20 protein-coding genes are annotated in these 23,123 nt (G+C 59.8%); 7 read left to right on the top strand and 13 right to left on the bottom strand.

Features of this window, described 5'->3' with window-relative positions; genetic code table 11:
* Positions 1 to 4 precede the first annotated feature (4 nt).
* The 3 genes from K5Y32_RS02315 to hutI all read right to left on the bottom strand — a co-directional run bounded on the left by K5Y32_RS02315 (position 5) and on the right by hutI (position 3,254).
* Positions 5 to 856, bottom strand: a complete 852-nt coding sequence (locus K5Y32_RS02315; protein ID WP_192236565.1) for a transporter substrate-binding domain-containing protein — start codon at positions 854 to 856, stop codon at positions 5 to 7.
* Between the two features lie 392 nt (positions 857 to 1,248).
* Positions 1,249 to 2,040: an N-formylglutamate deformylase gene (gene hutG, locus K5Y32_RS02310; RefSeq protein ID WP_222181697.1), complete on the bottom strand. Its 792-nt coding sequence runs from the start codon at positions 2,038 to 2,040 to the stop codon at positions 1,249 to 1,251.
* Positions 2,037 to 3,254, bottom strand: coding sequence for an imidazolonepropionase (gene hutI / locus K5Y32_RS02305; RefSeq protein ID WP_222181696.1), 1,218 nt, complete (start codon positions 3,252 to 3,254; stop codon positions 2,037 to 2,039). The genes hutG and hutI overlap by 4 nt, the downstream gene beginning before the upstream one ends.
* An 85-nt stretch (positions 3,255 to 3,339) precedes the next feature.
* On the opposite strand from hutI, the gene K5Y32_RS02300 reads away from it, so the two are divergent.
* Positions 3,340 to 4,695, top strand: coding sequence for a formimidoylglutamate deiminase (locus K5Y32_RS02300; RefSeq protein WP_222181695.1), 1,356 nt, complete (start codon positions 3,340 to 3,342; stop codon positions 4,693 to 4,695).
* A complete protein-coding gene (locus K5Y32_RS02295) occupies positions 4,692 to 5,231 on the top strand; it encodes a HutD family protein (RefSeq protein ID WP_222181694.1) in 540 nt (179 codons plus the stop codon). Before K5Y32_RS02300 ends, K5Y32_RS02295 begins: the two co-directional genes overlap by 4 nt.
* On the opposite strand, the gene hutC is transcribed toward K5Y32_RS02295, so the two are convergent.
* Entirely contained in the window at positions 5,215 to 5,970 is a 756-nt protein-coding gene (hutC, locus tag K5Y32_RS02290) for a histidine utilization repressor (RefSeq protein ID WP_008102577.1), read from the bottom strand. The genes K5Y32_RS02295 and hutC overlap by 17 nt on opposite strands.
* 319 nt (positions 5,971 to 6,289) lie before the next feature.
* Between hutC and hutH the strand changes: the two genes are divergently transcribed.
* The 3 genes from hutH (at position 6,290) to K5Y32_RS02275 (ending at position 10,895) form a co-directional block, all read left to right on the top strand.
* On the top strand, positions 6,290 to 7,843 hold the full coding sequence (gene hutH / locus K5Y32_RS02285) for a histidine ammonia-lyase (protein ID WP_222181693.1): 1,554 nt from the start codon (positions 6,290 to 6,292) through the stop codon (positions 7,841 to 7,843).
* 10 nt (positions 7,844 to 7,853) lie between these two features.
* Positions 7,854 to 9,539 (top strand): urocanate hydratase, encoded by a 1,686-nt coding sequence (gene hutU / locus K5Y32_RS02280; protein ID WP_110865798.1) that lies wholly within the window; start codon positions 7,854 to 7,856, stop codon positions 9,537 to 9,539.
* A gap of 198 nt (positions 9,540 to 9,737) precedes the next feature.
* Positions 9,738 to 10,895 (top strand): M20 aminoacylase family protein, encoded by a 1,158-nt coding sequence (locus K5Y32_RS02275; protein WP_222181692.1) that lies wholly within the window; start codon positions 9,738 to 9,740, stop codon positions 10,893 to 10,895.
* A 163-nt stretch (positions 10,896 to 11,058) separates the two neighbouring features.
* Here the strand turns inward: K5Y32_RS02275 and ybiB are convergent, their stop codons facing one another.
* The 3 genes from ybiB to K5Y32_RS02260 are packed head-to-tail and all read right to left on the bottom strand — an operon-like array spanning position 11,059 to position 15,175.
* Entirely contained in the window at positions 11,059 to 12,027 is a 969-nt protein-coding gene (gene ybiB, locus K5Y32_RS02270) for a DNA-binding protein YbiB (protein ID WP_222181691.1), read from the bottom strand.
* Positions 12,028 to 12,079: 52 nt separating this feature from the next.
* Positions 12,080 to 14,224 carry an ATP-dependent DNA helicase DinG gene (gene dinG, locus K5Y32_RS02265; RefSeq protein ID WP_222181690.1) on the bottom strand — a complete coding sequence of 715 codons (2,145 nt, stop codon included), beginning with the start codon at positions 14,222 to 14,224 and terminating at the stop codon, positions 12,080 to 12,082.
* A gap of 54 nt (positions 14,225 to 14,278) precedes the next feature.
* Positions 14,279 to 15,175: a LysR family transcriptional regulator gene (locus tag K5Y32_RS02260; protein ID WP_101763134.1), complete on the bottom strand. Its 897-nt coding sequence runs from the start codon at positions 15,173 to 15,175 to the stop codon at positions 14,279 to 14,281.
* Between the two features lie 124 nt (positions 15,176 to 15,299).
* Here K5Y32_RS02260 and speB point away from each other — a divergent pair, with 124 nt between their 5' ends.
* Positions 15,300 to 16,256: an agmatinase gene (speB, locus tag K5Y32_RS02255; protein ID WP_101763135.1), complete on the top strand. Its 957-nt coding sequence runs from the start codon at positions 15,300 to 15,302 to the stop codon at positions 16,254 to 16,256.
* Positions 16,256 to 17,341, top strand: a complete 1,086-nt coding sequence (locus tag K5Y32_RS02250) for an iron-containing alcohol dehydrogenase family protein (RefSeq protein WP_222181689.1) — start codon at positions 16,256 to 16,258, stop codon at positions 17,339 to 17,341. Before speB ends, K5Y32_RS02250 begins: the two co-directional genes overlap by 1 nt.
* A 202-nt stretch (positions 17,342 to 17,543) precedes the next feature.
* Here the strand turns inward: K5Y32_RS02250 and K5Y32_RS02245 are convergent, their stop codons facing one another.
* The 6 genes from K5Y32_RS02245 to K5Y32_RS02220 are packed head-to-tail and all read right to left on the bottom strand — an operon-like array spanning position 17,544 to position 23,121.
* Positions 17,544 to 18,905: an MmgE/PrpD family protein gene (locus K5Y32_RS02245; protein WP_222181688.1), complete on the bottom strand. Its 1,362-nt coding sequence runs from the start codon at positions 18,903 to 18,905 to the stop codon at positions 17,544 to 17,546.
* Entirely contained in the window at positions 18,889 to 19,776 is an 888-nt protein-coding gene (locus K5Y32_RS02240; protein WP_222181687.1) for a polysaccharide deacetylase, read from the bottom strand. The genes K5Y32_RS02245 and K5Y32_RS02240 overlap by 17 nt, the downstream gene beginning before the upstream one ends.
* Positions 19,769 to 20,614: a polysaccharide deacetylase gene (locus K5Y32_RS02235; protein ID WP_101763139.1), complete on the bottom strand. Its 846-nt coding sequence runs from the start codon at positions 20,612 to 20,614 to the stop codon at positions 19,769 to 19,771. The genes K5Y32_RS02240 and K5Y32_RS02235 overlap by 8 nt, the downstream gene beginning before the upstream one ends.
* Before the next feature lie 11 nt (positions 20,615 to 20,625).
* Positions 20,626 to 21,447, bottom strand: coding sequence for an ABC transporter substrate-binding protein (locus tag K5Y32_RS02230; RefSeq protein ID WP_222181686.1), 822 nt, complete (start codon positions 21,445 to 21,447; stop codon positions 20,626 to 20,628).
* Between the two features lie 17 nt (positions 21,448 to 21,464).
* Positions 21,465 to 22,229 carry an amino acid ABC transporter ATP-binding protein gene (locus tag K5Y32_RS02225; RefSeq protein ID WP_008102604.1) on the bottom strand — a complete coding sequence of 255 codons (765 nt, stop codon included), beginning with the start codon at positions 22,227 to 22,229 and terminating at the stop codon, positions 21,465 to 21,467.
* 13 nt (positions 22,230 to 22,242) lie between these two features.
* Positions 22,243 to 23,121: an amino acid ABC transporter permease gene (locus tag K5Y32_RS02220; RefSeq protein WP_101763141.1), complete on the bottom strand. Its 879-nt coding sequence runs from the start codon at positions 23,119 to 23,121 to the stop codon at positions 22,243 to 22,245.
* Positions 23,122 to 23,123: the final 2 nt, after the last annotated feature.

Raw genomic sequence — 23,123 nt, 5'->3', positions numbered from 1 at the left:
TCACTTACGGAGTTACGTCAGTTTTAAACCACTTCTCACTGAGCTTTTTCACCGTGCCGTCAGCCAGCGCGGCATGGATCGCCTCATCCAGCCTGGCTTTCAGATCGTTATCCGCCATGCGTACGCCCATTGCTTCGCCCTCGCCCCAAATTGGACCGCCGAGCTGTGGGCCGCTGAAGACCAGATTGTTGTTTTCTTTGCGCGCCAGCATCGATTGCGCAAAGGTCACGTCATCGAACACCGCATCGATACGACCGGATTGCAGATCGAGCATCGCGTCCGCCGAAGAAGTGTATTCGCGTACCTCGGTATCGCCTTTGAAGTACTTGTCGATAAAGGGCGTGTAAACCGTGCCGGAAGCGATACCAATGGTTTTGCCCTTCAGCGCCGCTTTCAGTGGGGCAATTGCCGCGTTGATCGCTTTCTCGTCATCATGCAGCTTGATGATGTTGTGATCGGCCGGCAGCAGCGGATTGTCTTTAGTGGTAATAAAGGTGGCGGGCGTTGAAGCGTATGGCGTGGTGAAGTTAACCACTTTTTTGCGCTCTGGCGTGATGACAATCGCATCCATGATCACGTCATATTTTCCGGCGTTGAGGCCGGCGATCATGCCGTCCCAGTTCTGCACCACCAGCTTGCACTGAATGCCCATGCGCTTGCACAGGTCTTCCATCAGTTCCGGTTCAAAGCCGCCCAACTTGCCGCCCGGCAGCGTCAGGTTCCAGGGTTCGTAGCTGCCTTCGGTAGCGATGGTGATCGATTTCCACTCTTTCGCCTGGACGGCAATGCCGCTGATCATCAGGCTGGCAAACAGGGTCGTGAGGCAAAAACGGCGAATCGGGGCGCGGTGCGTCATGCGGCTTCTCCTGGCTATTAATCGAATTTGGCAGTCTCTGCTTATGCAATATTTGCAGATGACCTTTCATGTATATACAAGTTAGCGTGCGGCAGATCATTGTCGGCATAAGCTTTTTGTGAGCCAGCCAGTATAAAAATTCATAATCGCTGCGCGGTCTTTACTTGTACATACAACCTAGCAAGCACTATGCCAAATCGGCAAAGCCGCAAATTCAGGGAGATGGTCACGCGATGGACGTAATATTGCACCGCGAGGAGGCAAGGTGTGCATTGTGGTGGTGCAGGATCACGAATCGTAGCGGCGCGATTAATCGCGCGTATGAATGGCGACCACATTGCCAATCTGAATAACGTGCAATAAATTGCGCCGCTACGAATAGGTGCGGGGATTTAGTTCGATTTACCGGCGTCTAGAAACGCCTGCATCAGCGGTTTCAGTACCTTCTGCAGCTGCGCTGCGCGATCCTGCTGCCAGGCAAACGGCGGGGTTTCATCCATATAATTGAGCTGCGCCAGCTCCAGCTGCACCGCCTGCACGCCTTGCTCCGGCTGGCCGTAGGCGCGGGTAATATAGCCGCCTTTAAAGCGTCCGTTCGCGATCCAACTGTAATCGTTTTGCGCATGACACACTTGTTTGATCGCGTTGATCACCGCCGTTGAACAGCTGGCGCCATCATTGGTACCGATGTTGAGATCCGGTAAACGCCCCTCAAACAGCCGCGGGATCACCGAGGCGATCGAGTGCGCATCAAACAGCAGCGCGTAACCATGTTCAGCTTTCAGGCGTGCCAGCTCCTGCTGCAGCTGCTGATGATAAGGCTGCCAAATCGTGTCCAGATAACCCTGGCGCACCTCGGCGCTCGGCGTTTTACCCGGTGCAAAGGTGGGCCTGCCGTCGAACAAGGTTTCCGGATACAAGCCGGTGGTCGCCGTGGTGTAGAGCGGCTGATTATCCGCCGGGCGATTAAGGTCAATAACAAAACGTGAATAGTGACCAATTAACACGCTGGCGCCGAGATCGCGCACAAAATCGTACAGCAGCGGCAAGTGCCAATCAGTATCCGGCAGGCCGCGCGCTGCGTCGCTCAGGCCGGCGTCCACTTCCGGCGTTAACTGCGTGCCGGCGTGAGGAATGCTGACCAGCAGCGGAATCTTACCGGCGGTGAAATGAAAAGGTGTCATTGCGCTTCTCCACGATAAATAACCTGGCACGGCAACTCGCCGCCCAGCCAGTAAACCAGCTCAGCCGGACGCGCCAGCGGCCAGTGAACAAAATTCGCGACCTTGCCCGCTTCCAGCGAACCGTGCGAGTGCTGTAATCCCAGCGCTTTGGCGCCCCACAAGGTCACGCCCGCTAACGCCTCTTCCGGCGTCAAACCAAACAGCGTGCAGCCCATGTTCAACATCAGTCGCAGCGAAAGCGCCGGTGAGGTGCCCGGATTGGCATCGCTGGCCAGCGCCATCGCTACGCCGTGTTCACGGAACAGTGCTACCGGCGGACGCTGGGTTTCACGCAACAGATAAAACGCGCCCGGCAGCAACACCGCCACGGTGCCGTGCTGCGCCATCGCTTGCGCATCCGCTGCGGTGGCGTACTCCAGATGATCGGCGGAGAGCGCACCGTAACTGGCCGCCAGCGCCGCGCCGCCCAGCGCCGAAAGCTGCTCGGCGTGCAGTTTCACCGGCATGCCCAATGCTTTGGCGGCATCAAAGACCGTGCGAACTTGCTCAGGAGAAAAGGCCAAATGCTCGCAAAACGCATCCACCGCATCCGCCAACCCTTCTGCTTTCACCTGCGGTAACAGGCGCTGGCAGATGATATCGATCCAGCCTTGCGGATTGTCTTTAAACTCCGGCGGGAAACCGTGCGCGGCTAAGCAAGTGGCCTGCACATCGGCAGGCACCGTTTCCGCCAACTCACGAATGGCGCGCAGCATGGTCAGTTCGCTGGCCTCATCGAGGCCGTAACCGGATTTGATCTCTACCGTGGTGACGCCTTCCGCCAGCAGGCGATCCAGCCGCCAGCGCGCACTTGCCACCAGCTCTTGCTGCGAGGCCGCGCGGGTGGCGCGCACCGTGGAAAGAATGCCGCCGCCCTGCGCAGCGATTTCTGCATAGCTCACACCATTAAGACGCTGCTCAAACTCCTGGCTGCGATCGCCGCCAAACACCAGATGCGTATGGCAATCCACCAGACCGGGCGTGATGATGCCGCCGGAAAATTGGTGCTGTTCGCGCGCGGCAAAAGCCGGGCATTCACTGCGTGGCCCCACCCAAATCAGTTTTCCCTGATTGACCGCCAGCACGCCGTCGGCAATCAGATTGTAGTGCCCGTCACGCATCGTAACGATGTCGGCCCCCAGCCACAGGCTGTCGATCTGCTCTGTTTCTGCCATCCCACTCCCCTTCGCGTTCGGCGATTTACACTGCGCTTCAAAGTATGTATATGTATATACAACTTTCCGCCATGCAGGATCAACCATGACAACCTATTTTGCCCCACGCGCACTGCTGGCCGACGGCTGGCATGAGCGCGTGCTGATTACTACCAACGCAGTCGGACAGATCACCCAACTCGCGCCCAACAGCGAGCCCGGCGATGCCACGCGTCTTGCCGGACCGGTGATTCCGGCGATAGCGAATCTGCATTCACACGCCTTCCAGCGCGCGATGGCGGGATTGGCTGAAGTGGCGGGCGATCCGCAGGACAGCTTCTGGACATGGCGCGATTTGATGTATCGCATGGTGCAGCGCCTGTCGCCCGAGCAGGTTGGCGCTATCGCCACGCATCTCTACATCGACATGCTGAAAGGCGGCTACAGCCAGGTGGCGGAATTCCACTATTTGCACCACGACGCGCACGGCAAACCCTACGCCGATGATGCCATGCAGCTGGCACTGATGGCGGCGGCGGAGACCGCCGGCATCGGTCAAACCTTGCTGCCGGTGCTCTACAGCTACAGCGGTTTTGGTTCGCAGCCGGCCAGCGATGGCCAGCGCCGTTTCATTCAGCAAACCGACGCCTATCTGCAACAGCAGCAGCGCGTGGCGAGCTGGAGCGCGGATAAGCCGCTGCTTAATCATGGCATCTGCTTCCATTCGCTGCGCGCGGTAAATGAAGCGCAGATGCACGAAGTATTAGCCGCCTGCCCGCAGGATGTGCCGGTGCACATTCACGTCGCCGAGCAGGAGAAAGAGGTTAACGACAGCCTGGCGTGGAGCGGTGAGCGTCCGGTGGCGTGGCTGCTCAATCGCTTCGCGGTCGATCAGCGCTGGTGCTTGATTCACGCCACTCATCTTGATGACGACGAAATTCAGCGCATGGCGGCAAGCGGCGCGGTGGCGGGATTGTGTCCGACCACGGAAGCCAACCTCGGCGACGGCATTTTCCCGGCAGTCGAGTACATCGCGCGCGGTGGCCGCTGGGGCATTGGCTCCGACAGCCACGTGTCGCTTAGCGCATTGGAAGAGCTGCGCTGGCTGGAGTACGGCCAGCGACTGCGCGATCGTCGTCGCAACCGCATCACCTTGCCCAATCAGCCTTCGGTGGGCGATCTGCTGTGGCAACAAGCGGCGCAAGGCGGCGCGCAGGCGTGTGGTTTGCCGGCAGGTGAACTGGCAATTGGCAAACGTGGTGACTGGCTGGTGCTGGCAGAAGACGCGTTCCTCAGCAGCGTTAGCAGCGCTTCGCTGTTGAACCGCTGGCTGTTTGGCGGCCAGCGTGAACAGATCCGCGACGTGTTCGTGGCGGGCAAGCAGGTGATCAGCGAAGGCCATCATGCGGCAGAAGAGCACGCCGCAGCGCACTTTGCCGAGGCGATGAGGGCGTTACAATGAGCACCCGTTTTGCCTACGACCAGCTTCCGGTAAGCCGCTGGCGCAACGGCGGCGGTGAAACGCGGGAAATCGTCAGCTATCCACCGGGCGACGCGCAGTTTGCCTGGCGCGCCAGCATCGCTACCATCTCCGCCGACGGGCCGTTTTCACCTTTTCCCGGCATCGATCGCGTGATTACCCTGCTGCACGGCGACAGCGTTTTACTGCAGAGTGAACAGGCTCAGCAGCGCTTAACCCCGCTGCAGCCGTGGGCGTTTCCCGGTGAATGGGCGATTGAAGCCACCATTTCGGGTAGCTGTCAGGATTTCAATATCATGACGCGGCGCGACAGCTGGCGATCGGCGGTGAGCATCGCGCAAGAAACGGTCAGCAGTGAAAACGGCGTGGCGTGGGTGGTGGCGGGAATATGGCAAACTACGGCCGGAGAGACGCTAGAAGTGGATCAGGGGATCTGGTGGCTGGATGAAAAGCTTGAGCTGGCACCGCAAACGCCGGATGCCAGACTGTTATTTGTCACGCTTAGCCGTGTCCTCTAAAGCGCCCCAGCAACTTATAGCGCGATCCCGGATAAAGCAGGCGCGCGTAGGTCACAATCTTGTTGTCGCTCCACGTCTGACGACGAATCAGCAAGCACGGCTCATGTTCATCCAGCGCCAGATGCTTACGCTGGCGCAGATCCGGCAGCACCGCTTCCACAATATGCTCACCAGCGGTCAGCGGCGCAACGCGCATCAAATAGGTGTACGGCGTCAACTGATGATAATCCTGGCTGAGATAATCCGGCGCCACCAGCGGATTGACCAAGCGATCTTCCAGCTGTACCGGCAGATCGTTTTCGTAATGCACAATCAGCGAATGGAACAGCGTTTGCCCGGTGGATAATCCCAGCACCGCCGCCTGTTCCGGATCGGCCTTCATCTGCCCAATCGACAAAATCTTGCAGCTGTGACGATGGCCGCGTTGCGCGATCTCATCGGCGATGTTGTGCACTTCCAGCATCGCGGTGTAGCCCTTCATCTCCGCGACAAAGGTGCCCACGCCCTGCATGCGCACCAGAAAACCTTCGCTGGTGAGTTCACGCAGCGCGCGGTTAATGGTCATACGACTGACGCCCAGCTCGTTCACCAGTTCACTCTCAGACGGCACGCGCTGGTTGGCTTTCCAGTGACCTTCGCGGATTTGGCTGACGATCGCCTGCTTCACCCGCTGGTAAATCGGCGCAGGCTCATCGCCCATCGCCGCAGCCAGCTGTGCTACTGCTGTTTGCTCCGCCATTTCCTGTTCCTTTAAAGAGTAATGCCCAAAGTTTACTGTCTCAGCTTGTAAATGTATATACATCTAATTGTGCAATCCGCCCAGCATTGGTGCAGCTTTCGCCCTACTCCGGTGCAATCACGCTGCGTTTACACCGCATAACGCGCATTGCGTCGTATTTCACAGAACAAGAACAATCTGGCATAGCGCTTGCTACTTGTATAGACAAGATTAGACACTTATGCTTCACTCATCGCAATCCACGGCAAATCGGACAGCCACATCGCAAAATATCGGCGTCCCATTAATGCCAGAACACTTGTATAGACAGGAGTAGACTATGTCAGGTTCGGTTCAGGAAATTCGCCTCGTTCCCGGTGAAGTGGACCTCGCTACCTTGCGCACCATCTATCAAAGCAAGGTAACGCTCACGTTGGCCGATGAAGCGCGCGCAGCGATTGCGCGTGCCCATGAAACCGTCGATGCCATCGTCGCATCCGGCAAAGTGGTGTACGGCATCAACACCGGTTTCGGCAAGCTGGCGCAGACGCAGATCCCTTCGGCGCGGCTGGCCGAGCTGCAGCGTAATCTGGTACTGTCGCACAGCGTAGGCCTGGGCGATTTGCTGCCGGACAACGTGGCGCGTCTGGTGGTCGCTACCAAAATTATCAGCCTGGCGCGCGGTCACTCTGGCGTGCGTATCGAACTGATTGAAGCGCTGCTGGCGCTGTTCAACGCCGATGTAATGCCGTGCATCCCGGAGAAAGGTTCGGTGGGCGCGTCAGGCGATCTGGCACCGCTGGCGCATCTTTCCCTGATGCTGCTGGGCGAAGGTCAGGTACGCGTTGATGGCGAATTAATCCCCGCGACCGCAGGCTTAGCGCGCGTTGGCCTGCAGCCGATTGTGTTGGGTCCTAAAGAAGGTCTGGCGCTGCTCAACGGCACGCAGGTTTCGAATGCGCTGGCGCTGCGCGGGCTGTTCGAAGCGGAAAACCTGTTCGCAGCGGGCCTGATGGCCGGTGCGCTGTCGCTGGAAGCCATCAAAGGCTCGGTGAAACCTTACGATGCGCGTATTCACGAAGCACGCGGCCAGGTGGGACAGATCAACGTTGCTGCCGCCGTCTCCTCTTTATTATCCGGCAGTGAAATCCTCGGCTCGCACACCAACTGCGGTCGCGTGCAGGATCCATACTCGATTCGCTGCGTGCCACAGGTGATGGGCGCCTGCCTTGATAACCTGACGCACGCCGCGCGCGTGTTGCAGATTGAAGCCAACGCCGCCTCCGATAATCCGCTGGTGTTCAGTGACAGCGGCGATGTGATTTCCGGCGGTAACTTCCACGCCGAGCCGGTGGCCTTCGCCGCCGATATTCTGGCGCTGGCGATTGCCGAAATCGGCGCGATCTCCGAGCGTCGCCTGGCGCTGCTGCTCGATACCGGCCTTTCCGGTTTACCGCCGTTTCTCGTCAATGATGGCGGCGTTAACTCCGGCTTTATGATTGCGCAGGTCACTGCTGCAGCGCTGGCGTCTGAGAACAAATCGCTGGCGCATCCGGGCAGCGTTGACAGCCTGCCAACCTCCGCTAACCAGGAAGATCACGTCTCGATGGCAACCTACGCGGCCCGCCGCCTCGGCAGCATGTGCTTCAACACCGCCGCCGTGGTTGGCATCGAAGCGATGGCCGCCGCACAAGGCATTGATTTCCATCGTCCGCTGCAGAGCTCGCCGACGCTGGAACAGGAGATGAGCCGCATCCGCGAGAACGTGGCCTTCCTCGATCACGACCGTTTACTGGCGCCGGATATCGAATCCATGCGTCTGTGGGCCAGCGCACCTGCATGGCCTGAATCCCTTACCGCGCTGCTGCCAAGCCAGCGTAAGACTGTTAATTAAGGAATCGATGATGAGCGAAACTTTGACTCAGGCTGTAGCCCGTGAAATCCGTGCGCCGCGCGGTAATGAATTGCACTGCGCCAACTGGTTGATTGAAGCGGCTTACCGCATGATCCAGAACAACCTCGATCCTGACGTGGCAGAGCGCCCGGAAGATCTGGTGGTGTACGGCGGTATCGGCAAAGCCGCGCGTAACTGGGAGTGCTTTGAGCAGATCCTGCGTTCGCTGCGCGCCCTGCAGCCGGAAGAGACGCTGCTCATCCAGTCCGGTAAACCGGTGGGCGTGTTCCGTACGCATGCCGATGCGCCGCGCGTGCTGCTGGCTAACTCGAATCTGGTGCCGCATTGGGCCAACTGGGATCACTTCCACGAGCTGGATCAAAAAGGCCTGATGATGTACGGCCAGATGACCGCCGGTTCGTGGATCTACATCGGTGCGCAGGGCATCGTGCAAGGTACCTTCGAAACCTTCGCTGAAGCGGGTCGTCAGCATTACGACAGCGATCTCAGCGGCCGCTGGATCCTCACCGCCGGTTTGGGAGGCATGGGCGGCGCACAACCGCTGGCGGGTGTGTTAGCCGGTGCCAGCGTGCTGGCGATTGAGTGCCAGGAATCACGTATCGATTTCCGTATCCGCACCCGCTACGTCGACCACAAAGCCTATACGCTGGACGAAGCACTGGCGCTGATTGATCAGGCCAACAAAGAGAAGCGTGCCATTTCTGTTGGTCTGCTGGGCAACGCCGCTGAAATCGTGCCGGAGCTGGTGAAACGTGCCAAAGCGGGCGGCATGAAGCCGGACATCGTCACCGATCAGACCTCAGCACACGATCCGATTAACGGTTATCTGCCGGTCGGCTGGGATCTGGCGCGCTGGGAAGCCGAGCGTGTCAGCAACCCGAAAGCGGTGGAGAAAGCCGCGCGCGCCTCAATGGCGGTACATGTGCAGGCGATGCTGGATTTCCATCACATGGGCGTGCCGACCGTGGATTACGGCAATAACATCCGTCAGGTGGCGCTGGATGAGGGCGTGAAAAATGCCTTCGATTTCCCGGGTTTTGTGCCGGCCTATATTCGTCCGCTGTTCTGCGAAGGTAAAGGCCCGTTCCGCTGGGTGGCGCTGTCAGGTGATGCGGAAGATATCTACAAAACCGATGCCAAGCTGAAAGAGCTGTTCCCGGATCACCAGAATCTGCATCGCTGGCTCGACATGGCGCAGGAGCGTATCGCCTTCCAGGGCTTACCGGCGCGTATCTGCTGGCTGGGTCTCGGCGAGCGCCACAAAGCGGCGCTGGCGTTCAACGAAATGGTGCGTAACGGCGAGCTGAAAGCGCCGATCGTCATCGGTCGCGACCATCTGGATTGCGGTTCCGTGGCGTCACCGAACCGTGAAACCGAAGCGATGAAAGACGGCTCGGATGCGGTTTCCGATTGGCCGCTGCTGAATGCCCTGCTGAACACCGCAGGTGGCGCAACCTGGGTGAGTCTGCATCATGGCGGCGGCGTCGGCATGGGCTTCTCGCAGCACTCCGGCGTGGTGATTGTCTGTGACGGCAGCAAAGAAGCCGATGCGCGTCTGGGTCGCGTGCTGTGGAACGATCCGGCCACCGGCGTAATGCGTCACGCGGATGCGGGTTACGAATTAGCGCAAAGCTGCGCGCAGGAGCACGGTCTCAACCTGCCGATGCAGAAATAAACCAGGTGCGCGAAAACCGCGCACTATCGTTGTAGGGTCGCCATTCATGGCGACCTGTTTTTATTTAAATCTGCATATTCCATTCCGCTATACCCTATAGCCAAATTATTCCGTTCCGCGATAGACGCCGCCATACGCTTGCCACTACAGTAAATACATTATTTTGCAGCTCACGCTGCTAATGGAGAGCCTTACCTTATGAGCCTGCCTGCTGCACTGCTGGAAAACGCCCTCAACTGGCGTCGTCAGTTACACCAACATCCTGAGCTGGGTTACCAGGAGCAGCAGACCAGCGAGCTCGTCGCACAGGTCCTCACCGAGGCCGGATTACAGGTGTTTCGTGGCTTAGCGGGCACCGGCGTAATCGGCACCTTAGAGAACGGTCCCGGACCGGTTATTGGTCTGCGCGCCGATATGGATGCGCTGCCGATCACCGAAAAAGGCGCGCCGCAGTGGAAGTCGCAAACATCCGGCGTTATGCATGCCTGCGGTCACGATGGTCACACTTCGATTCTGCTGGCGGCGGCTTGTCAGCTGGCGATTACGCGCAACTTCAGCGGTACTATTCATTTCATCTTCCAGCCCGCCGAAGAGAATCTCGGTGGCGCGCGCAAAATGGTGGAAGAAGGCCTGTTCCAGCGCTTCCCGATGGATGCGGTTTACGCCATGCACAACTGGCCGGGCATGCCGGTGGGCACGCTGGCGGTGAATCCGGATGCGATGATGGCGTCACTCGACTCGTTCGAAATTACGCTGCACGGTAAAAGCTGCCATGCGGCGATGCCGGAAAGCGGGGCCGATCCCATGGTGGTTGCTGCCGAGCTGATTCTGGCGCTGCAAACCATTCCGTCGCGTCGTCTGTCGCCACTGGCTTCGGCGGTGGTGAGCGTGACGCAGATTCACGGCGGCGAAGCGATTAACGTCATTCCTGAGCAGATTGTGTTGCGCGGCACGGTGCGATGTTTGCAGACCGACGTGCGCAATCGCGTGCGCGGTCTGATTGAGGATTTTGTCACGACGTTGCCGCGCCCGTTTGGCGTCAGCGGCGAGATTCACTGGTATCCCGGTTATCCGGTCACCGCCAACCATGCAAATCAAGCCGAACAGGTGCGTGCGGTGGCGGTTGATCTGCTTGGCGAGGCGCAGGTGCATTGGCAGGTGAACCCTTCAATGGCTTCGGAAGATTTTGCCTGCATGCTGCAAGCCTGCCCCGGTGCCTATTTCTGGCTGGGTGCCGATGGCGCAACGCCGTCCGCACCGCTGCATAACGCCAATTACGACTTTAATGATGAGCTGCTGCCGATTGGTATTACCTTCTGGCAGCAGTTGGTAGAGCGCGTGCTGGCGAAAGCGTGAGGGCGGTCGCCAGGAATGGCGGATGCTTGCTCGTGCCGTCGCGGCGCAATTTATTGCGTAATCGCTGGATGGCGACATTGCCGCCATTGAACAGCGCGATTAATCGCGCCGCTACAGATTGTGTGCGCTGTAAATGAGGCGCTTAATTCAATGGCTTTATTCTTCACATCCCCGCCAACTGTAACTTCACTTCTGCATCCGCCAGGCTAGCCGATTCACCGGTCGCCATCAAACAACACGCCAGCTGCAAACGCAGCGCCTGTGGCACCGCGCGTTCCCCGGCTAATACCTGATTGATCCACGCGGCGGTGTCCTGTGCGCTTTTGCTTTCCGACAGTTCCACACTGACTTCCGGCTGGCGCTCAACCCATACTTCCGCTTCTGCACCCGCGCCACGAATGTAGTTAATCGCCGGGCAGCGCTGCGGATTGGCATACACCTCGCCTTCGGTCCCGTTGAGCAGAATCGCCGGTGCATCGATATCCTGGAAGAATTTCCCCACGCGCGGCACATATTCCGGATGCGAGACGCTGGCCAGGCGCAGCGCAGCACGTTCGGTAAACGGCGTCGCCAGTTTCGCCAGCGTATGCGCGCTGTTACGCACGCCCATGCGCCAGCGCAGCGACAGCTGTTGCGCCATTGGCGCACACAGATGGTCGATGGTGATAAACGCCAGTTCGCCGTTATCCAGTTTCGCCTGCGCCTGTGCGGCGGAGGTGACAGGCGCGATGTCCAGCGCCGCCAGCACCGCTTCGGTGGTGATGCGCGTGGGATCGTCACTGACGCCGTGCAGCAGCACCGGGAAGCCCAGCTTCACCAGCAGCAGCGCCAGCAGCGGCGTCAGATTGCCCTGACGACGCGCGCCGTTGTAGCTGGGAATGACAATCGGCATCGGACGGTTAGCGGGTGCCTGCAACTGCATCATCTGCTGCTGCATCGCGTGATAAAAACCGCGCATCTCCTCTTCGCCTTCGCCCTTGATGCGCAGCGCAATCAGCACGCCACCGAGCTCCAGCTCCGGCACGTCACCGGCCAGCATCGCGCTGTAGAGCGCCTGCGCGGTGGCGAAATCGATATCGCGCGCGTGATTTTTACCGCGCCCAATCTCTTTAATAATTTTATTCAGTTCCATCAGGCATTCCCGCTTCCAGGGCGCGCCGCCGTGCGGCTGCCAAAATTGATCGTTAGATTTTCTTACTGCGACGTTTTTTCGTCTTGTCACTGCTGGCTTCCGGCATCGGCGGTTGCTCAATCGGGAACACCGGTAGCGCGGCCAGCAGTCGGCTGCCATAGGCTTTGTTGAGCAGGCGGCGATCGTAAATCACGATTTCGCCAAAGCAGCTGTGGCTGCGAATCAAACGTCCTACCTGCTGAATCAAGGTAAAGGAGGCGCTCGGCAAGCTCTGCACTTCGAACGGATAGCGTTTCAGGCTCTTCAGCCATTCGCCCTCGGTCAAAATTACCGGACTGTCCACCGGTGGAAAAGCGATTTTATGGATATGCACCTGCGACAGCAGATCGCCTTTCAAATCCAGCCCTTCGGCGAACGATTGCAGCCCGACCAGAATACTGACTTTACCGGCTTCGACGCGTTCCCGATGCAGCGCCACCAGGCGCGAACGCGGCTGATCGCCCTGCACCAGCATCGACAGGCGCAGATCCGGAATATGTGCGACAAACTGCTGCATCGCGCGGCCGCTGGCGAACAGCACCAGCACCCCTTTGTGCTTCTCTTCGGCGATCTGCTGGCGGAAGAAGCGCGCCATCTCGGCGATGTGCTCCGCTTCCTGCGCCATCTGCGGCTCAAACTGCATCTGCGGAATCACCAGCTTGCCCTGGTCGATATGGTTAAACGGTGAATCCAGTGCCACAAAGCGGTCGCCGGCTTTCTCACTCAGGCCGGACATTTCCTGCAAACGGTTGAAGCTGTTGAGCGAGCGCAAAGTGGCCGAGGTCACCACCACATGCGGGATTTTGCGCCACAGGATTTTTTCCAGCTGATCGCTCACGCGTATGCCCGCGCAGTGGAACAGCAGATGCGCCTGGCCTTCACGGATCTCACGCGTAATCCACTTCGACACCGGCGCATTGGAAGCTTTCTCCATCGCCGCCAGCCGCCACAATTTGCTAATCGACTCGAACCAGCCGAAGTGGCGATTGAGCTGAATGATAGCTTTATGCAGCCGCATGATATCGGCTTTCCCGGTTTGCTCGCCCAACTCGTTGAGCAGGCCTTCGCTTAAGCCGCGCAGCGCGTCACTCAGCTTGAACAGCCGCGCGCACAGGCTCAGCAGCTCTTCCGGCAATTCACCCAGTACAAAGCGGAACTCGCCCGGCTGATTATGGCCCGGCAGCAGCGGGTTGAGGGCATCACAAAGAATCTGCAGCAGCTCACGCATTTCGTCGCAGTGACCTTTCAGGCGCTCCGGATTGGAGAGCGGCGGCGGCGATTTTGGGCGGAACTGCGCCATGATGGTTTCCACCAGCCGCACAAACAGATCGAGCTGCAAACTGCTCCAGCCGGGCGTGATCTCCGCGCTCATCTCCAGCGCATCGCGCGCCACTTCCGGCAGATGATGGCCTTCGTCCAGCACCAGCATCAGGTTTTTCGCCGGTGGCAGCACCGATTCATTCTCCATCGCCGCCATCACCAACGCATGGTTGGCGACCACCACATCCGCCTGCTCAATTTCGCGACGCGCGACAAAGAACGGGCATTCGCGATACCAGCGGCAGTGATGGCCGAGGCAGTTGGCTTTGTCGGTGGAGAGGCGTTGCCACAAGCTGTCCTCAATGTTGACATCGGTGTGATCGCGCAAGCCATCCCAGCGGTAGCTACTGAGCTGCTTCTCCAGCTTGGCGCAGAATTTCTGCTCCTCTTTCGAGCCGGTGACCGCCTCTTCATCCAGATAGAGCAGCAAATCGCCCTGCTGATCTTCGGTCGCCGCCAGCGCCGCAAGGTTGCGCGGACAAACATAGCGTCCACGGCCAAAGGCGGCGGTAAAGGTGAGATCGGGGATGATTTTCTTCAGCAGCGGCAGATCCTTGCTGAAGATCTGGTCCTGCAACGCCACGTTGGCGGTGCTGATCACCAGCCGCTTCTCCTCGGCGCGGCTCACCGCAATTCCGGGAATCAAATAAGAGAGAGTTTTGCCGACGCCGGTGGGCGCTTCAATCGCCAGATGACGACCTTCGTCACCGGCCAGACTTTTCGCCACTTCGGCAATCATCTGGCGCTGCGGCGCGCGCGGGATAAAGTCAGGAACCTGCTGCTGCAGCGCCTTATACCATTGCGCAATCTGGCTTTTTATCGCTGCTGTCAGGGCCATTTTCGTTACTGTTTGCTGAATTGGCCTGTATTTTTACACAGTATTGGCGCAGCGTCAGCTTTCGCTGCTATTTTTTCGCGCTGGATTCAGAATTTCACGCATCGCGCGGATTAAGGTTTCACGCGCGCGCCCACGGCGGAACGCAAAAGAGAAAGGCGCGCGGAAGTGGAAATGGTGCGGCAGCAGGCGACGCAACGTGCCCTGCAGTTCCCCGCTGCGCGCGTAGTGTTCGGGCAAATAGCCAATGAAGCGGCCAGAGAGAATCAGCGTCAGCTGCGCTTCGATGCTCTCCACTGAAGCGTTGCTCTGGCGGAAGCCGCGCTTGTTCAGCTCCTGCTGATTCCAGTAACGCCGCGTCACCATGCCGGTTTGCTGCACGGTGCGCACATCCGGATGGCCCTCAGCCAGCGGATGTTGCGGGCTGCAATAGAGCCAATGCTGCTCTTCGTAAAGCGGAATGGTCACCAGATTGCTGGCGCGCAGCGGAAAGTGCCCAATCGCCAAATCGAGCCGATCCTCCAGCAACTGCTGCTGCAACTCATTGGGATCTCGCACGCTCAGATTAAAGAACACCGCCGGAAAGCGCTGGTTAAAGCGGGCGATAGCGGCAGGCAGATCCAGCGTGCTATCGGTGACGGTGGCGTCCACCACGCCAAGCGAGAAAGTGCCGCCCTGCGCGCTTTTCAGCGTCTCTACCTGCTCCTGCCAACCCGCCAGCGTCGCCAGCATCTCCTGACTGTAGCGATAAAACTGCTCGCCTTTGCTGGTCAGGGTAAAGCCGCCGCGCCCGCGCTGACAGAGGATAAAACCGAGCTGGCTCTCCAGCTCGCTCATGTAGGCGCTGATGGCCGGCGTGGTCATGTTCAGCGCCTGCTGTGCGCGCGAATAGCCCTGATTTTCCACCACGCTGGCGAACACCTGCAGCAGTTTAAGATTGGGAAGCGTCTGCACCGATTTTCCTTCAGAGATTGCTGACTAAAGTTAAGTAATCTCTGAAGTGATTATCGGCTGTCAAGGATTTTTCCGGCGCGCGGGCTGGGTGATGATGGGTTTCACCTGACTGAAGGAGTGCGTGATGACCGATTTCCCCCAGCCGCAAGGCGGCAACGAAATGCCCCGTTTCGCCGGACGCGGCACCATGATGCGTTTACCCGCCGCTGAATCACCAGCCGATTTGGATGTGGCGTTCGTCGGCATTCCGCTGGATATCGGCACCTCGCAGCGCAGCGGTACGCGCTATGGCCCACGCGCCATCCGCGCCGATTCAGTCATGATCCGACCCTACAACATGGCCACCGGCGCCGCGCCCTTTGATTCGCTGCGCGTCGGCGATCTCGGTGATGTGCCGATCAACACTTACAGCCTGCTGAAATCAGTCGATATCATTGAAAACTATTATACCGAGCTGAATAACTGGCCGATTATCCCGTTAACGCTGGGCGGCGATCACACGCTGACGCTGCCGATTTTGCGCGCGCTGGCGAAGAAGCATGGGCCGATGGGGCTGATTCACATTGATGCCCACACCGACACCAACGACGAGATGTTTGGCGAGAAGATCGCGCATGGCACCACGTTCCGCCGCGCGGTGGAAGAGGGCCTGCTCGACTGCCAGCGCGTGGTGCAAATCGGGCAACGTGCGCAAGGTTACGCCGCCGATGATTTTCAGTGGGGCGTCGATCAGGGCTTCCATCTGGTGCCCGCCGAACAGTGCTGGTATCGCTCCATGACGCCGCTGATGGCCGAGGTGCGCGCGCGTATCGGCGACGGCCCGGTGTATCTCTCTTACGACATCGACAGTTTCGATCCCGCGTGGGCACCCGGCACCGGCACGCCGGAAGTGGGCGGTTTAACCTCGATGCAAGGGCTGGAGATCGTGCGCGGCTGTCGTGGACTCAATCTGGTGGGCGGCGATCTGGTGGAAGTCTCGCCGCCGTACGACATCAGCGGTATGACCTCGCAGCTGGCGGCCAATATCCTTTATGAGATGCTGTGCGTGTTGCCCGGCGTCCGTTACACAGAGAACAAGTGATGACACAACAGAATCTGGTTTTCCCGGCGCGCGTGCTGCGCGGTGCGGGCGTGATCAACCAATTAGGCGCGATCTGCGCCGGACTGGGCCAGCGTGCGCTGCTGATTGGCGGCCATCAGGCGTTGCAGGCGGTAGAAGCGCAGGTTCGCGCGCAGCTGTTGGCGGCCAACGTCACGCTTCTGGCGCAGGAGTGGTTTGGCGGCGAAACCTCGATTAATCAGATCAATCGTCTGGCGGCGGTGGCCAGCGAGCTGCGCGCCGAGGTGCTGATTGGCGTGGGCGGCGGTAAATCGCTGGATACGGTGAAAGCGGTTGGCGCACAGCTCGGCTTGCCGGTAGTAACGCTGCCAACCATCGCCGCCACCTGTTCCGCGGTGACGCCGCTGAGTATTCGCTATGACGATAACGGCAATTTCTTCGACATCTTCCCGCTGCCGCAGGCACCGGCGGCAGTGATTATCGACAGCGAGTTGCTGGCTAAAGCGCCCGCCCGCTGGCTGGCCGCCGGGCTGGGCGATACGCTGGCGAAGTGGTACGAGTTCCGCGCGGTCAGTGCACGTCATCCGGCACGCGAGGGCAATGCGCTCTCGTCACTGGCGCACAGCCAGATCTGTTATGACGTGATTGGTGAACATGGACCGGCAGCCTATGCCGCCGTGCTGCGTGGTGAGAGCAGCGCGTCGCTCGATCAGGTGCTGGATGCGATCTTCACCTGGGCAGGATTAACCTCGCTAATGAGCAACGGCGCACACGCGGCGGCTTCGCATGCGATTTATGAAGGCTTTACCTTCTGCGATAAAACCCGCGAGTTTGGGCACGGCTTGCTGGTCGGCTTTGGCAACCTCTGCTTGCTGGCGCTGGAGAACCGCACCGATGAGGAAGTGCTGGATGAGATGCGCCTGGCGCGCGATTGCGGCGTGCCGCTGACGCTAAGCGAGATTGCCTCGCTGGATGAGAGTGAGCTGGCGCTGATTGTGCGCGAATCGGTGCATGCGCCGGATATGGAGAACATGGCCGAAGCAGTGACCGAAGCGCGCTTGCTGGCGGCGATGGTGCGGGTTGAAGGGTTGGCGGGCAGGGTTTAGTTTGTGCTCGCTGTGGTTTGAATGTGCTCGCTGTCCCCCTCCTCGGTCCTCCCCCATAAATGGGGGAGGAAGATGCTGCCATATGTTCGTTCTGAAGCCGCATGTGGCAGCGTCTCCTTCCCCCATTTATGGGGGAAGGCCGGGATGGGGGACAGCGAGCACCGACCAACGGGACTGCGAGCACCGACCAAAAAGGAAAAAATCACCCAATCCCCAACAACCCCACCACTTCCCGCATATCCGCCACTTCATCCATCTCCAGACACACCGCCTCGAGCCGTTCGACCTGATCCAGCGGCAACACGCGCGCCGCCAAACTGCGGTACTTCGCCAGCAGCGCATCCAGCGTGAGCGGATTGGTCGGTGCGCCTGACGGCACCGGCACATGCTGCTGCCACTGCGCGCCCTGCCCGGTTTCCAGCCGCACCCACGGCTCGTCGTCGCGGCTCTGCTGCTCATCGATCACCAGCTCAATACGTGCCAGCAACGCTTCCACATCGGGATGCAGGCGTTTGGCGTCGTCATAACTGGCCAGATCCGCCGAGCCGTACAGTGCGCGCGCCGCCAGCGCATACGGCAGGCTCATCTGCGCCGCCGCCAGGCTGTGTAACTCGCGTCCGCCGCACATCTCCAGCAGGAACGGATTAACGCCCACCACGATGCGCGCGATCTGCTCTACCCGCACGTTATGCTGTTGCAGCAGGATTCCCAGCGCATCAATCGCCGCGTGGGTGCCACGGCACGAAGCGTAGGGTTTGATTGAGCAGCGCGCCAGTTTCCACACCTCGCCGAGATCCGCCGTCAAAGCCTGCGGCTGCTGGGTTTCCGCCGCTAAGGTTTGCAGGAAGCCGCCCCAGCGCGGTTCAAACACCGCCGACGGGCCGCTGATACCGCGTTGTGCCAGCAGCGCGGCCTGTACGCCGCCTTCTGCTGCGCGCGCGGCATGCAGTTTTTTGGTGTGCGATCCGTCGTGAATAAAGCCCCACAAACCGCCGCTAAAGCTGGCGGCAATGCCCAGCGCAGACGCACACTGCGCGCCATCCAGCTGCAGCAGCGAACACACTGCCGCCGCCGCACCAAACACGCCGCAGCTGGCGGTAGAGTGCCAGCCTGCGCCGTTGTGCGCCGAGTAACCGCCGCAGGCTTCTAACACGCGGCGGCCAACGTCATAGCCGATCACCATCGCCACCAGCAGCGCTTGCCCGCCTACCGGCTGTGTCGCCAGCGGCAAAGCCGCCAGCAGCGCCGGGATCACCACCGCGCCGGAGTGATCGCAGCCGCCGGTATCGTCGAGTTCATACATGTGCGCCGCCACGCCGTTCAGCCACGCCGCCTGACGCGGACTGGCCTGCTGCGCGCTGCCCCAAATCTGCGCCTGTTCGCGGCCACCTTCGGCCTGCACCAGCGCCAGACACTCGCGCCAGATCGGGCTGTCGCAACCCGCCAGCGAAGCACCGAGCGTATCGAGTAGATGGCGTTTCGCCTGCTCCACCAGCGGTTCAGGCAGTTGTGCAAAACGCGTCCCGGCGATAAAGGCCGCCAGTTGATCAAGCGAGTTCGCCATGCGCACCTCCAGTGATGCGGGTAAACACCTCCGCCGGATGGCAGACATTGTTATCCGGCTGCGTCTGCCAGTGCGCCGCCGCCTGCTCAGCGGTGGCGATCCACACATTGTGCTGTTGCAGCATGTCGAGCAGCGCCCGCAGCAGGCCAATACGTCCGGCGGTGCCGATGATTTCCGGATGCAGGCGCAGCAAGTAGCACAGGCCAAAGCGGTGGAAGCCGTGGAAATCCTGCGTCATATTCGCCAGGGTTTCGCCATACGGCGCGATGCGCGATTGTCCCGGCGGAATAGCCGGGCTGAGGTTAAAGGCGAAGTAAGGCTCATCTTCCAGCGTGTAGTGCATCGGCAATTCCACCAAGCGCGTACCGGGATGGAAATACGGCAAATCGTCGCCGCGCCAGCTCGATGACCATTGAATGCCGAGTCCGATCAACGCCTGCGCCAGTCCCGGTTTCCACTGCCCGGCGGGCGTACGGAACCCCGTGATTTTGCGTCCGGTTATCTGCTCCAGTTTGTCGCAGCCGCGCGTCACGCTGGCGATCTGCTGTTCCAGCGTCAGCAGCGAGAAATCTTCGTGGGTATCGCCGCTGCAGGCGATTTCATGGCCGCCGGTCACGATGCGCTGCACTAGTTCCGGCTGCTGTTCGGCGACAATCGCGGGCATACACCAGCTGGCTTTGAGCTGCTTTTCTGCCAGCAGCGCCAGCAAGCGATCGACGCCGCGCAGCGTGCCGTAGCGCCATACCGACAGCGTTTTATCACGCCCCGCCACTGCCGGAGCCTGAGTGAGAATGCCGTGAATATCGTTGAAATCGATGGTGAGGATCGCCGCCGACTGGAAACCCAGCGGCCAGCGTGAAGGTTCAGTCATGCTGTTGCTCCTGCAAATACCACTGCGCCACCGCGTCGCAGCGCGCAAACCAAACGTCATCGCGCGCCGTCATATGTGCAAACAGCTGTTCCAGCAGCAGCAAGCGTCCCGGCTGGCCGGAGATTTTCGGGTGAAACAGCGTGGTGAGGCACAAGCCTTCATCCATCGCGCCATCGAACTCGCGCTGCCAGTTATCACGCGTGTGCGCATAGCTGGCGATGCGATCGCCGCCTTTGGGGAAGTCGGGCTGGCGCGTGTAGGCCAGCGAGGCGTAATCATCCATCTCCCACTTACCGGGGATCTCCACCAGCGGCGTATGGCCCGCCACCGGAATGCTGTAGGGGCGATCGTCGCCGCGCATGCTGCTGGAGTAGATCACGCCCGCGTCACGCAGGATTTGTGGCGTTTCGGCATGCCAGTCGCCCGACGGCGTACGAAAACCGCAGGCGGTGATGCCCAGATGCTGGTGAAAGACTTCAGCGGATTTCGCCATGACTGCGCGCTGTTCATCCGGTGAAATCGCCCAAAAGGATTCGTGGCGATAGCCGTGATAGGCCACTTCGTGGCCCTGTTCGATAATCGCCTGACACTGCTGCGGCCACTGCTCCACCACCCACGCCGGCACAAAGAAGGTGGCGGGAAGGTGGAAGGCGCGCAGCAGGTCAAGCAGACGCCCGAGCGCGCGGTACGGCCCGTAAGCCCCAAAGGTAAAATACTCTGGCGTTGACCACAGGCTGCCATTCAGCATGGCATCGCCGGTGGGACCGTCGAGGTCAAACGCCAGCGCCATACAGCCGCGTTTACCCTGCGGCCAGCGCACTGCGCCCGGTTGTTGCATCTGCGCGCTCCTTAGCCCTGGTTGACGGTCGCCTTCGCCACGCCGTTGTCTGCCAGACCCCATTTGCCGAGGATTTTCTGGTAAGAGCCATCAGCAATCATCGCGTCGATCGCCGCCTGAATCGCGGTGGTCAGCTCGCCCGCATCTTTACCAATCGCCATGCCGGTGTACTGGAAGGAGAAGGCTTTATCGAGCGCCTTATATTTGCCCTTTTCCAGATCCATGATGTACGGCAGCGTTTCACTGCCCTGCACCACGCCATCCAGACGGTTCTGACGCAGCTGGGTGCGCGCATCGGCGGTGCCTTCAGCACCTACCACAATGATCGCCGGCTTACCGGCCGCTTCACAGTGCGCTTTTGACCAGTTGGCAATCTCCTGCGGGAAGGTGGTGCGACGGCTGGTACCGACTTTCTTACCGCACAGATCCATCGCGCTGTTGATGTCGCTGCGCGCGGATTGGGTGTAGAACTGCGGGCCGGTTTTGAAGTAATCGATAAAGTTCACCACCTGCTGACGCTCTTTGGTGTCCGTCATGCCGGACATCACCAGATCGACGCGCTTAGTCACCACCGCATTCACCATCTGTTCGAAGGCGATCTCCTGCCAGTTGATCTTCACGCCGAGTTTTTCACCAATCGCCTGGCCGAGGTCGTAGTCCACGCCGGTCAGCTGGTTGGTCGCCGGATCTTTAAAATCCATTGGCGGATAGTTCGGCATGATCGCTACCGTCAGCCCTTTCTCTTTGATCGCCGCGGGTACGGCGATGTCTGCCCAGGCAGAGGATTGCAGCAGCAGCGCGGCACTGATGGCACTCAATAACAGCTTTTTCATATTCACCCCGGTAATGTTTAAAGAAGAATCGCGTTAATAAAGTTTTTCATCCGTGGATTTTGCGGGTTCAGCAGAATGTCTTCCGGTGCGCCCTGCTCGATAATCCGTCCCTCGTCCATAAACACCACCTGATTGGCCACCTCACGGGCAAAGCCCATTTCGTGCGTGACCACCAGCATGGTGGTGCCCTCTTTTGCCAGCTGACGCATCACCGCCAGCACTTCGCCCACCATCTCCGGATCCAGCGCCGAGGTGGGTTCGTCAAACAGCATCAGTTTGGGTTTCATCGCCAGCGCACGAGCAATCGCCACGCGCTGCTGCTGACCGCCGGAGAGCGACTGCGGATAGTCGTGCGCTTTGTGCGCCAGACCCACGCGATCGAGCAGCGCCATCGCCTCTTCGCTGGCTTCGCGCCTTGGGCGCAGCAGCACGCGACACGGCCCTTCGATGATGTTCTCCAGCGCGGTTTTGTGTGGGAACAGGTTAAAGCGCTGGAACACCATGCCGGTTTGCAGGCGCTGGCGCGCAATCTGCTTGTCGCTTAGCGCATGCAGTTTGTTACCGGCGATGCGATAGCCCGCCAGCTCGTTGTCGACCCAAATTCCGCCTTTATCGACCTTCTCCAGCTGGTTAATGCAGCGCAAAAAGGTGCTTTTGCCGGAACCGGATGGGCCGAGGATGCACATCACCTCGCCGTAGTTCACTTCGAGGCTGACATCCTTCAGGGCGTGGAACTGGTCGAAATATTTGTTCACCTTAACGGCGCGCACGATGTTTCTCATGTTGGGCTCCTGATTACTGACGCTGACGATGGCCGCGTGAGAAATAACGTTCCAGTCGGCTCTGTCCAAACGACAACACCGTGACCACAATCAGGTACCAAATGCCTGCCACGAACAGCAGTTCCATGACGCGCGCGTTGGCGAAGTAGATGGTTTGCGTGTTGTAGAGCAGCTCCGAGTACTGAATCATGCTGGCGAGGCTGGTGGTTTTGATCATGCTGATAAATTCGTTGCCGACCGGCGGCAGAATCACGCGCATCGCCTGCGGCAGAATGATGCGCTGCAGCGCCTGCAGACGCGGCATGCCGATGGCTTTCGCCGCTTCGTATTGCCCGGTATCCACCGACAGCAGGCCCGCGCGCACCACTTCCGAGGTGTACGCGCCCTGATTGATGCTCAAACCGAGCAGCGCGGCGAGGAACGGCGTCATGATGGTGACGGTTTGCACGCTGAACACGCCGGGAATGCTGATGGTGGGAAACACCAGCGCGAGGTTAAACCACAGCAGCAGCTGCAGAATCAGCGGCGTGCCGCGAAAAATCCACGCGTAGCCCACGGCGATGTAGTGCAGCACCGGATTCGGCGACATGTACATGATGGCGGTGATGACGCCAAACAGTACGCCGAGCCCCATCGCCAGCACCGACATGATCAGCGTGTTGACCACGCCGTTGAGAATCGCCTGGGCGGTAAAGAACTGGCCGACAAACGACCATTCGATATTGCCGTGCGCAAAGGCGTTTACCAGCAGCGCCAGCAGCAGCAGAATCACCGCCGACGCGGTGATACGGCCGTAGTAACGGCGCGGCACCACTTGGTAACGATCGAGATCGTAATGCGTCTGCTCGCGGCTGTTGTTCAAACCCGGCTCAATCGGCGTTGATTGCGACATAA

This window comes from Pantoea sp. DY-15 (assembly GCF_019795935.1).
GTDB classification, from domain to species: Bacteria; Pseudomonadota; Gammaproteobacteria; order Enterobacterales; family Enterobacteriaceae; genus Pantoea; species Pantoea leporis.
The sequence above is the reverse complement of the archived record's forward strand: the minus strand, read 5'-3'. Positions and strand labels throughout refer to the sequence as shown.